This window comes from Ruegeria sp. BHSB064 (genome assembly GCF_059613205.1).
This window is the reverse complement of the sequence record NZ_JBXWSB010000131.1, coordinates 1-11,370: the sequence shown is the minus strand read 5'-3', so window position 1 is coordinate 11,370 and position 11,370 is coordinate 1. Positions and strand designations below refer to the sequence as shown.

The window sequence follows — 11,370 nt, the reverse complement described above, 5'->3', positions numbered from 1 at the left end:
CTATCTGGACTATGCCAGAACGATCCGAGACGCACACATTCCCGAACTGACAGGTCAGAACCTTGATCCGTGGCTGGATCAAGCCGCCCTTCCGCTTGTGGTACATTCGTTCGGCGGAGGTCGGGATGCGCTTCCGCAAGGGCTGCTCGATGGGTCGGTCAGTTGCCACTACCGCCTGTTCCCCCTGCTCTACGCCCGTGAAAGCGACCATGTGATCGACGTTCTGGAAACCGTTGTGGCACCGAACAAGGTCAAGAAGGTGCTCAAGCAATACGATCCGCTGAAAAAGCTGGTTCTGCAGGGGAAAGGCGCAAAAATCCGCGCCCTGTTTGATCAGGATAACCTGCCGCGCCGGGAACAGGCCATTCGCAACACGATCAAAAGCAAGGGGCTTTGGCTGCGCTGACAGGATCGTTGTGCGCTGGCCTGCAATGGCCTACAGATTCGGCAAGACACATTCCAACAGGAGATTTTCAGGATGTCTGACGGCCCCACCTACGGTTTTGACACGTTGCAGATTCACGCGGGCGCCCGCCCCGACCCGGCGACCGGAGCGCGCCAGACACCCATCTATCAGACCACGGCTTATGTGTTCCGCGATGCTGATCACGCAGCGGCCCTGTTCAACCTGCAAGAAGTGGGCTTCATCTATTCCCGCCTGACCAACCCGACCGTCGCCGTTCTGCAAGAACGCGTGGCAACGCTTGAAGGCGGTGTTGGGGCTGTGTGCTGCTCGTCCGGTCACGCGGCACAGATCATGGCGCTGTTCCCCTTGATGGGACCGGGCTGCAACGTTGTTGCCTCGACCCGTTTGTACGGCGGAACGGTCACGCAGTTCAGCCAGACCATCAAACGCTTTGGCTGGTCGGCCAAGTTTGTCGACACCGATGACCTTGATGCGGTGAAGGACGCCATCGATGAAAACACCCGTGCCGTGTTCTGTGAATCCATCGCCAACCCCGGGGGGTATGTCACTGATATCCGCGCCCTGGCGGACGTTGCTGATGCAGCGGGCATTCCGCTGATCGTCGACAACACTTCGGCCACGCCGTATCTGTGCCGCCCCATTGAACACGGTGCGACACTGGTTGTGCACTCGACCACCAAATATCTGACCGGCAATGGTACAGTTACCGGCGGCTGCATCGTGGATTCCGGTAAATTTGACTGGTCTGCAAATGACAAGTTCCCCTCGCTCAGCGAACCCGAGCCCGCCTATCACGGGTTGAAATTCCACGAGACTTTTGGCCCGCTGGCCTTCACCTTCCACGGCATCGCCATCGGTCTGCGCGATCTGGGTATGACCATGAACCCGCAAGCCGCGCATTACACGCTGATGGGGATCGAAACCCTGTCGCTGCGCATGGAACGCCACGTTGAGAACGCCCAGAAGATCGCGGCTTGGCTGGAAGCGGATGACCGCGTGGAATATGTCACCTATGCAGGTCTGCCGTCGTCGCCCTATCACGACCGGGTCAAGTCGCAATACAAACGCGGTGCCGGCGCGCTGTTCACCTTTGCCGTCAAAGGTGGCTATGACGCCTGCATCAAACTGGTCAACGCGCTCGAGATTTTCAGCCATGTGGCCAACCTGGGCGATGCACGCTCGCTGATCATCCACTCGGCCTCGACCACCCACCGGCAGTTGACCCCGGAACAACAAGAAGCCGCTGGCGCGGGACCAGGTGTTGTGCGCGTGTCCATCGGGATCGAGGACGCAAACGATTTGATCGCCGATCTGGATCAGGCTTTGGCCAAGGCCAGCGCCTGACGATGGCCAGGCACGACACCAACGAACTTGGCCAGCCCATCGGCCTGCCGGTTTCGGGCGAGTTTCCACGCCCGACCCCGCCGTATACTCCGATGGAAGGACGGTACTGTTCTGTCGTGCCTCTGGACGTGAACAGGCATGCGCCCGGATTGTTCCGGGCGTTTGCCAATGACAGGGATGGCCGCAACTGGACCTACCTGCCCTACGGTCCGTTCGACAACGAGCCTGCGTTCGAAGATTGGGCCCGCGCCACCTGCATGGACGCAGACCCGATGTTTCACACCGTACTGGACGGCAATGACGTACCAATTGGCATGGCCTCGTACCTGAGGATCGAGCCCGCTGCTGGCGCAATTGAAGTCGGGCATATCCACTTCTCGCCCCTGTTGCAGCGCAAACCGCAATCGACCGAAGTCATGTATCTGATGATGAAGCGGGTGTTCGATGAGTTGGGCTATCGCCGCTATGAATGGAAATGTGATGCTCTGAATGCGCCATCGTGTAGCGCGGCAGAGCGGCTGGGCTTTACCTTTGAGGGGATTTTCAGGCAAGCGACCCATTATAAAGGGCGCAACCGGGATACCGCGTGGTATTCAATCATTGATACCGAATGGCCGCGCATTCGGGATGCGTTTGAAGCCTGGCTATCGCCGGGCAATTTCGACGCCACGGGCCAGCAACGTCAACCGCTGAAGGCCCGTGCAAAAGAAAAATCCTAGTCCGAAATCTCGAATTCCATCGAGACGCTGACTGAAACTGAAACCTCTCCGCCTGCAACAGGAACCCCGCCCGCATCGGCCATGCTCATGGCGCGCATTTCGGCCATCGGGCGGACACCGGCAACACGTTCCGAGATTGTCTGGACCGGGCCAAGCGTAACGCCCGCTGCCTGCGCCAATTGTTCGGCCTTGGCGGTGGCTTCTCCGACAGCTTGCGCACGGGCCTGCGCCTCAAGCGGTTTCGGATCCTGCACGCTAAAACTCAGCCCGCCAAAGTCATTGGCACCGTCCTGAATGACTGCATCCATGATCGTCCCCAACTGCGTCAGATCGCGGACACGTACAAACACGCGGTTCGATGCGGTGAATCCTGTGATCTCGGGCTTTTCACCGTTCTGCCCGTGTCGCCCCGACCAAACCGGTGACAGTGACAAATCGCGGGTCTGAATATCCCGGTCTTCGATGCCCATATCGGTCAACCGAGCAAGGACTTTGGCAACCGCCTCGGACGTCGCCTGCATGGCCGCTCCGGCCTCAGCGTTTTCGTTGGTTACACCCAGCGTGATCGTCGCCATGTCGGGCGCAACTTGCACCGTTCCGGTTGCGTCCACGGTAATGCGACGTTCTTCCGCATGGGCTGCGCCTGCGGCCGTTGCTGCCATCATCGCAGCCAGAAAAGCGAATGTCTTCAAGGTTATCACTCCAATTTTCTCTGTCTCAAGATGGGTTGTCGCCCCATTGCCATGCAAGAGCAGACCCAGCCTTTTTCTTTCCCTCGGCGGGTTCCTGCTTTATTGTCGGTCTGCGAACACAAAGTCGTTTGCATTGACGCTGATAATTATGGTTCCTCCGGATTATGAAACCTGCCTTTGCGCTGTCTTTTTCAACAACCGGAATCTTTCTGCACCACCAATCGGAGGGGGATTGGTACGCCATTGGCTCGATTCCATTGGACGCGCAGGATTTGCCCGAGCAAATGCAGGCGTTGCGGGAAAAAGCATTTGCGCTGGAAAATGACCTGAGTTGCAAGATCGTCTTGCCACCTGATCAGGTGCGCTTTCTGGACGTCGAAACAGATGATTTGCTTGACGTAGACCGGACGGCCCGGATTGAAGCGGCGCTGGCCGAAGCGACCCCTTACGCTCTGTCCGACCTCAGCTATGACAGCCAGACGACCGGCAGAACAACCCATGTCGCCGCCGTCGCGAAAGAGACATTAGCCGAAGCGCGGACCTTCGCCGTGGGTCATGGTTTTGTGCCGACAGTGTTTACCACGGAAGAAGACGCAAGCGCTTTCCCGCGAGAACCTGTGTTTACAGAACAACCCGTTCAGCCTGAGCCGTCCCTTACGACGCAGCGCTGGGAAACTATAGAAACGGCTCCGTCCCAAGAGGATGACGCTTCTGACCTGCCCGCTCATCCCATAGCCGGCACCGCCGCCCCGGACACGTTTCGCGCGCCGGACGTATCCCCGGCAGCACTTTCCACGGCTCAGCCCGCCTCAAGGCGCTTTGCTATTCCCGCATTTGCCGCCGTGGTTTTGCTTGGCGGGGTATTTGGCGCGTGGCTGGCCTCTGGCCCTTCTGAACAGCCAGAGCAAGCCGCGCTGGCCCCAATTGCTCCGGACGTACCAGAGCCGCAGACTGAAGCCCACACTGATCCGTTGCCCGAGGTTGCGACAGTCGAGCCCGAGCAGAGCCCCCTTGCCGAACCGGCCTTAGAGCAGGCCGAGGAAAACACCGAGCAGGCTCAGCCAAACCAAGGTGAGTCAGATGTATCGGAGCCGGAGCCAGCCGTTGACACCGCGCCCGAAGTTGCAGCCGTTGACCCCCAGCAAAGCGCGCCCCTAGAGCCACAAGCTGACGAGGCCGAAGAGCAGCCCGAACTATCTCCTACGGATGCGGCGATCCTGGAGGCGCTCAAGGTTGCCCCGACACCGGTTGAGCCGATTGCTCAGGACCCGGACGCTCCAAAGGAGATCCTTGCCGAGACTGGGATTGACGTAACGCCTCCCGCACCCCTGCAAGAGCCGGAAGTCGTTGAGCCGGAAGACCTGTACCTGACGTCCATCGACAAATCTGATCTGTCCAATGACGCTGTGGCACTACCGCCTGCATCAAGCTTCGACACAGACGAGCCATTCTTAAGGGAAGAGTTGCCCAGTGTCGCAGGCACGCGGTTCGATCTGGATGATCGGGGTCTTGTTGTCGCAACGTCTGATGGTGCTTTGAGCCCCGAAGGCATCACAGTCTATTTGGGTCGTCCATCCAAGGTGCCACCGCAAGCTCCGCTGCGGTTCGAAGAAGAGCCTGTTGTTGAAGAGGCCGATCAAAGGCTGGCGGGGCTACGCCCTAGATCGCGCCCGGATAACCTTGAAGAGACGTTTGAACGTCAGCAGCTTGGCGGCCAATCGCTGGAGGAACTGGCGGGCAAGAGACCCAAGGCTCGCCCCGAAGGTCTGGAAGCCCCTGCCGAGGTCGAAGTCTCTGTCGCCGAGCTGGACATTATGCGCGTCCCCCGACCCAGGGCGCGACCGGCCGGGCTGGTAGCTGCCAGACCGACAGTTGCGAAACCGTCCACCTTGGCATCAACAGCGGCACTGGCTGAAAGCTCTGACGACGCCGGGTCATTTCAGCCCAAAGCCGTTGCACCCAAGATCCCGTCAACCGCATCGGTGGCCCGACAGGCGACAATCGACAACGCCATCAATCTGCGCAAGCTGAACCTGATCGGGGTCTATGGCACGCCTGCCAATCGTCGCGCCTTGGTGCGTCTACCCAGTGGTCGTTACAAGAAACTGAAAGTCGGGGATCGCATTGACGGCGGCAAAGTCATCGCCATCAGCGACAGCGAACTGCGCTATCAGAAAAAGGGCCGCAACGTGACGCTTTCAATGCCGCGCAGCTAATCGCTATCAGGGAAAAAAATCGCCGGAGGCTGTCCCCCGGCGCTTCTTCCTTGCATGCGTCACGCGGCAGAGATTTCACCGCTTTCGATCTGCTCACGTTCGATGGATTCAAAGAGGGCCTGGAAATTGCCCTCACCAAAACCGTCATCCCCTTTGCGCTGGATGAATTCAAAGAAGATCGGGCCGATCACGGTTTTTGAGAAGATCTGAAGCAAAATGCGGGTCTCACCGCCGTCCACAACACCCTCACCGTCGATCAGGATGCCGTGCTTCATCATGTGGTCCAGAGGCTCGTCATGACCGGTTACGCGATCTTTTGACATCTCGTAATAGGCGCGGTTCGGGCCGGGCATGAATTTCAGACCGTTCTCGGCAATGGCATCGGTTGAGGCATAGATATCCTCGCTGCCCACAGCGATATGTTGAATCCCTTCGCCCTTGTACTTCTTGAGGTACGACACGATCTGCCCGGTCTCACCCCGGTCTTCGTTGATCGGAATCCGGATACGGCCACAGGGTGACGTCAATGCGCGGCTGAACAGCCCCGTGAACTTACCCTGAATGTCGAAGAAACGAATTTCACGGAAATTGAACAAGTCACCGTAGAACTTGAACCACTTGTCCATGTTGCCCTTGTAGACATTGTGGGTCAGGTGATCGAGGTAGTAGAACCCTTCGCCACGCGGCTTGGATTCCTTGATCCACTCAAATTCCTGATTGTAAGGCGATGTATCGTAATACTGATCGATGAAATAGATCAGCGACCCGCCTATGCCCTTAATCGCAGGAACATCCATCGTTTTGTCACCTGCGTCATAAGGCTCGGCCCCTTTTGAAACAGCGTGGTCATATGCCTTCTGCGCATCGACAACACGCCATCCCATCGACGGTGCGCATGGGCCGTGCTCGGCGACGAATTTGTCTGCAAAGCTGTCAGGATCGGCATTCAGGATATAGGTGACATCCCCTTGCTGCCAGAGTTCCACCAGCGGCTTGTCCTTGTGCCGGGCCACCAGATCGAACCCCATCTTGGCAAACAGATCGCGCAGTTCCTGCGGTTCGGGATGAGCAAATTCAACAAATTCAAACCCGTCGGTCCCGGCGGGGTTTTCTTCACTGATCACTGATTTCGGGGCGTTATGCGGGAAAGGACCCATGGCGCGTCTCCTTTGAAGACAGGAAATTTATTGCTGATTCAAAAATATGACTTTTCAAGCGCTGTTTCTGCGCATTGTTTTCGTGTAAACTTAGAGTAGGCGCGCAAAACGCGCATGAATTGCAAAGTTTCCGGGATTCTTCCGCACGTGCTGGATGCTACTGACAAACGTCTTCTATCTGCCCTGCAAAAGGACGCGCATCTGACCGCGCATCAACTTGGTGAGATGCTGAACCTTTCACCCAGCCAGGCAGGTCGACGCCGACAACGGCTTGAGGCTGAAGGCTATATCACCGGCTATGCCGCCCGGCTCGATCCGCTGAAACTTGGTTTGCAGGTGCAAGGATTTGTTCAGGTTCATCTGGGTACACACGGACCCGAACAATCCCAAAGCTTTGCTCGCATGGTTGATACCCGCCCCGAGATTACAAGCGCGTGGACGATGACAGGAGAGGCAGATTACCTGCTGCATGTCTATTGCGACGATCTTTCCGCCCTCAACAGCTTGCTCCATCAGGTCATCCTGCCGCATCCTGCTGTTGCCCGTGTCCAAAGCCAGATAGTCATGGACCAACTGAAACGCGACGCCCCCCTGCCCACCTGAACGGGCTCACGAGGAGACATATGGACGATTTTCTATATCAGGCTTCGATCTATCTGGCTGCGGCTGTGATCGCAGTGCCCTTGTCTGCAAGGTTGGGGCTGGGATCGGTACTGGGCTATTTGGCCGCCGGGATCATCATCGGGCCGGTCCTTGGGTTAGTCGGTGCTGAGACAGAGAACCTCCAACACGTCGCTGAGTTTGGCGTTGTGATGATGTTGTTCCTGATCGGGCTGGAGTTGGAGCCTCGTGCCCTTTGGGACATGCGGGATCGGTTATTGGGTCTGGGCGGCCTTCAGGTTTTGCTGTCAACGGCCGCAATTGCTGCAGTGGCCATGTACGCAAACCACCCTTGGTCCGTCGCGTTGGCAGTCGGATTGACCCTGTCGCTGTCTTCGACTGCAATCGTCCTTCAGACCCTGTCAGAAAAAGGGCTTATGCAGACAAATGGTGGGCGCGCTACGTTTTCGGTTCTTCTGACACAAGACATCGCAGTCATTCCGATCCTGGCGCTACTGCCGCTGTTGGCTTTGCCCGCGATGCCTCATATCGAAGCAGATGGATCGATTGATCGGGGGGCTGGTGATCTGCATGCAGCGGGCCATCACAGCCTCTCTCTGGTCGAAGGTTTGCCGGGTTGGGCCGTCACTCTGGTCACGCTTGGCGCAATTGCTTTTGTTATTCTGGCAGGCGTCTATCTTACCCGCCCACTCTTTCGGTTTATCCACGCGACGCGCCTTCGCGAGATGTACACCGCTCTGGCGCTTATGATTGTGGTCGGTATTTCCTTCCTGATGACGCTTGTTGGACTGTCGCCCGCTCTGGGCGCGTTTTTGGCGGGTGTCGTGCTGGCCAGCTCAGAGTTTCGGCATGAAATGGAAAGCGACCTTGAACCCTTCAAAGGGCTGTTTCTTGGGCTGTTCTTTATCACGGTCGGTGCCGGGATCGACGTTGCCTATTTCTTCAATGACCCGCTGGACCTGATTGGCTTGGCATTGCTTGTGATCCTTGCAAAAGGGATCATCCTGTTTCTGGTCGGCAAAGCCTTTAAGCTTCGCGGGCGCGACCATTGGCTGTTCACGCTTGGGCTTGCACAGGCTGGTGAATTTGGATTTGTGCTGTTGGCGTTTTCCACGCAGCAGAACGTCATCCCGCCCGATCTTTCTCAGAAGCTTCTGATGATCATTGCTCTGACCATGCTGATCACCCCCCTTCTGTTCATCATCTATGATCTTCTGTCCCGGAAAATAGGCGACACCGCCAAAGAACCCGAACCCGATGAGATTGACGAGAAAGGCCCTGTAATCATTGCAGGCATCGGACGGTTTGGTCAGATCGTGAACCGGCTGGTGCGCGCCAGCGGCTTCAAAACGGTGGTTCTGGATCATGACATCGAAACCGTTCAATTGATGCGCAGGTTCGGAGTTAAAGGCTTTTTGGGCGACCCGACGCGCCCTGAATTGCTGCGCGCTGCGGGGTTGGAAAAAGCATCGGTTCTTGTGGCTGCAATGGACGACCACAAGCAAGTGACACGGCTGGTTGGGTATGCCAGACGGCAACGCCCCGACCTGCACATCATCGCCCGGGCCCGCGACCGGACCCACGTGTACGAGCTGTATCAGGCGGGTGCCAACGACATCGTCCGTGAATTGTTCGACAGCTCGCTGCGCGCAGGGCGTTATGTTCTGGAGAATATTGGGCTGAGTGAATACGAGGCGGCGCAGGCCGAACAGACCTTTTATCACCACGACCGGACGTCAGTCCGTGATCTGGCCGAGCTCTGGGTTCCCGGCATGCCGACAGCCGAGAACAAGAAATATATCGAGCGCGCTCAGAAGCTGGAAAAAGATCTGGAAACCGCATTGCTTGAATTGGCGGAAGAGCACGCAAAGAAATCTGCCTGACCCAGATCAAACCCTGGGTCAGGCAAGACCTTAGCCGTCAGATACGCCGGCTTCGGCGAAAGTTGCCATGCCAGAATGGCAAGCGACCGCACTCTTGAGAATGTTGATCGCAAGTGCCCCGCCAGAGCCTTCGCCCAGACGCAGACCGAGGCTCAGCAACGGGTCCTTGCCAAGCTTCGACAATACGGCCCCATGCGCCGCTTCCGCGCTTTGGTGCCCTGCAATCGCATGATCCAGTGCGCTGTCTGACAGTTTCCAAAGGCAAGCAGCGGCGGCCGTGCAGATGAACCCATCCAGAATAACCGGAATACGCAGCACGCGCGCGGCGGCAATCGCACCGGCCATTGCGGCGATTTCGCGCCCTCCCAGGCAGCGCAGAACCTCAAGGCCGTCCTCTGAGGAATGTTTCGCAACACCTTCGGCCACAACGCGGGTTTTGTTTGCAAGACCCGCGTCATCCACGCCGGTCCCGCGACCGGTCCAATCCTCTGCATCCCCGCCAAACAGCGCGCATGCGATGGCCGCAGCCGGAGTTGTGTTGCCGATACCCATCTCGCCCACAACCAGCAGATCGGCCTTTGGATCAACAGCATGCCAGCCAGTGCGCAGCGCAGTCAGCAATTCATCTTCACTCATTGCCGGAGCTTGCGTGAAATCCGCTGTCGGCTTGTCCAGGTCCAGCGCGTGCACATTCATGGTCGCACCCGCCGCTTTGGCCAGTTGATTGATCGCCGCGCCGCCATGTTCGAAGTTCATAACCATCTGCACGGTGACTTCCGGCGGAAAGGCCGATACGCCCTGCGCAGTGACACCGTGGTTTCCGGCAAAGACGATGACCTGCGGGGCTGAGATCTGCGGACGCGCATCCCCGCGCCATCCCGCATACCAGATCGCCAAGTCCTCAAGCCGGCCAAGTGCACCGGGGGGCTTGGTCAGTTGTCCGTTACGCTCGCTCGCGCCATGCGCCGCTGCGGCATCGGGCCCCGGAGCCGCCGACAGTGCAGCGCGGAACGCGTTCAAATCATTCAGTTCAGGCAGCATGAAAGCCTCATTGCATCAGAGTGGTCCTGTGTGTTTAACCGAAGCACTGAATCCAACAAGACCCCGAAAGGCACGGGCGTGCATAAAAACGACACGAAACTCTTTTCTCTGAGGGATATTCCGCTTGCACTGGTGCTGCTCACCCGCCTGCCCCTGCCGCGTTTGCCTGATCCGGTGTTCTCACGGCAAGCTCAGTCGGTCTGGGCTTTTCCCCTTGTGGGTCTGATCGTCGGAGGGCTTGCCTGTCTTGTGGGGCGGAGCGCGCTTACATTGGGGCTGCCCGTTCTGGCCTCTGCTGGTCTGCTATTGGCCACGCTGATCGCGACAACCGGCGCTATGCACGAGGACGGGCTGGCCGACACATTCGACGGCCTCTGGGGTGGGTTCACCCGCGAACGGCGTTTGGAGATCATGAAAGACAGCCATATCGGGACTTACGGCGTACTTGCCCTGATCACATTTCAACTGGTTCGGATCTCGGCCATCTCAGCCTTGCTGACCGCCGGAGCGGTGGGGGCGATCCTGTCCGCATGCATTGTGTCTCGGGCGCTGATGCCTGCGGTGATGGCCGGGTTGCCTCAAGCGCGAACATCAGGCCTGAGCCGTTCTGTCGGTACGCCCCAAGTGGCCTCCGTCATAGCAGCATTGGGGTTGGCCGCAGCACTCGCCCTACTGTTTCTGGGGGCAGGCGCTGTCATTGCTATGGTTTTTGCAGCAGCCAGCACGGCAGTCATCGCCCTTATCGCCAAGGCAAAAATCGGTGGTCAAACAGGTGATATTCTGGGGGCCGCACAATTGGTCTCCGAAATCACATTTCTGCTGACCTGCGTCGCGTTGATTTAAGACGCGCCTCCGGTTTCGATCCGCAATGTGCCGCCGCAGTGTTTGCAATGCACGGCATCCGGATCATGCCGGAACAAACCGCAGCTTGGGCATTTGTGACGGACTTTCTGAGGCATGAAGATAGCCTGTGCCAGTCGCACAAAGAGCGCGACGCCCACAACCATGATGAAGACCGAAAACAGTTTGCCGCCCGGTGTAGACAGGGTGATATCGCCAAACCCCGTGGTCGTTAGGGTCGCCATCGTGAAATAGAGCGCATCAATATAGGGGGTTTGCGAGTCATCGGGAATGAAGAACACCAGAACAGCGGTCGAGGTTGCAAAGACAAAAACCATCAGGTTGATCGCTGCAATCACCGCGTCTTCGTGGGTGCGAAAGAAGTTGCTGTCGCGTCGCAAATCCCGCAACAGGTGATAGGAATGGATCA

General features: G+C 58.0%; 11 protein-coding genes. 7 read left to right on the top strand and 4 right to left on the bottom strand.

The features are described 5' to 3' along the window. The 3 genes from AC2FNU_RS21115 to AC2FNU_RS21105 all read left to right on the top strand — a co-directional run. Positions 1-406, top strand: a 406-nt coding sequence (locus AC2FNU_RS21115) for a GT-B fold glycosyltransferase domain-containing protein (protein ID WP_496792174.1), incomplete at its 5' end; no start/stop codon positions are given. A gap of 72 nt (positions 407-478) precedes the next feature. Further along, on the top strand, positions 479-1,771 hold the full coding sequence (locus AC2FNU_RS21110; RefSeq protein ID WP_496792172.1) for an O-acetylhomoserine aminocarboxypropyltransferase/cysteine synthase family protein: 1,293 nt from the start codon (positions 479-481) through the stop codon (positions 1,769-1,771). Positions 1,772-1,773: 2 nt separating this feature from the next. Next, a complete protein-coding gene (locus AC2FNU_RS21105) occupies positions 1,774-2,490 on the top strand; it encodes a GNAT family N-acetyltransferase (protein WP_496792168.1) in 717 nt (238 codons plus the stop codon). Here the strand turns inward: AC2FNU_RS21105 and AC2FNU_RS21100 are convergent. Continuing rightward, positions 2,487-3,191: an SIMPL domain-containing protein gene (locus AC2FNU_RS21100; RefSeq protein WP_496792164.1), complete on the bottom strand. Its 705-nt coding sequence runs from the start codon at positions 3,189-3,191 to the stop codon at positions 2,487-2,489. The two genes, AC2FNU_RS21105 and AC2FNU_RS21100, sit on opposite strands and share 4 nt — an antisense overlap. A 155-nt stretch (positions 3,192-3,346) precedes the next feature. Here AC2FNU_RS21100 and AC2FNU_RS21095 point away from each other — a divergent pair, with 155 nt between their 5' ends. Next, the gene (locus tag AC2FNU_RS21095) at positions 3,347-5,398 is read left to right on the top strand and encodes a hypothetical protein (RefSeq protein ID WP_496792161.1); all 2,052 of its coding nucleotides are present in this window, start codon (positions 3,347-3,349) and stop codon (positions 5,396-5,398) included. A 59-nt stretch (positions 5,399-5,457) separates the two neighbouring features. On the opposite strand, the gene hppD is transcribed toward AC2FNU_RS21095, so the two are convergent. After that, a complete protein-coding gene (hppD, locus tag AC2FNU_RS21090) occupies positions 5,458-6,555 on the bottom strand; it encodes a 4-hydroxyphenylpyruvate dioxygenase (RefSeq protein WP_496792159.1) in 1,098 nt (365 codons plus the stop codon). 147 nt (positions 6,556-6,702) lie between these two features. On the opposite strand from hppD, the gene AC2FNU_RS21085 reads away from it, so the two are divergent. After that, positions 6,703-7,158, top strand: coding sequence for an Lrp/AsnC ligand binding domain-containing protein (locus AC2FNU_RS21085; protein ID WP_171091132.1), 456 nt, complete (start codon positions 6,703-6,705; stop codon positions 7,156-7,158). A gap of 20 nt (positions 7,159-7,178) precedes the next feature. Then, a complete protein-coding gene (locus AC2FNU_RS21080) occupies positions 7,179-9,059 on the top strand; it encodes a monovalent cation:proton antiporter-2 (CPA2) family protein (RefSeq protein ID WP_496792157.1) in 1,881 nt (626 codons plus the stop codon). A gap of 30 nt (positions 9,060-9,089) precedes the next feature. On the opposite strand, the gene cobT is transcribed toward AC2FNU_RS21080, so the two are convergent. Beyond that, a complete protein-coding gene (gene cobT / locus AC2FNU_RS21075; RefSeq protein WP_496792154.1) occupies positions 9,090-10,100 on the bottom strand; it encodes a nicotinate-nucleotide--dimethylbenzimidazole phosphoribosyltransferase in 1,011 nt (336 codons plus the stop codon). 78 nt (positions 10,101-10,178) lie between these two features. On the opposite strand from cobT, the gene cobS reads away from it, so the two are divergent. Continuing rightward, on the top strand, positions 10,179-10,943 hold the full coding sequence (cobS, locus tag AC2FNU_RS21070) for an adenosylcobinamide-GDP ribazoletransferase (RefSeq protein ID WP_496792152.1): 765 nt from the start codon (positions 10,179-10,181) through the stop codon (positions 10,941-10,943). On the opposite strand, the gene AC2FNU_RS21065 is transcribed toward cobS, so the two are convergent. Next, positions 10,940-11,370, bottom strand: a 431-nt coding sequence (locus tag AC2FNU_RS21065) for an ion channel (protein ID WP_496792150.1), incomplete at its 5' end; no start/stop codon positions are given. The genes cobS and AC2FNU_RS21065 overlap by 4 nt on opposite strands.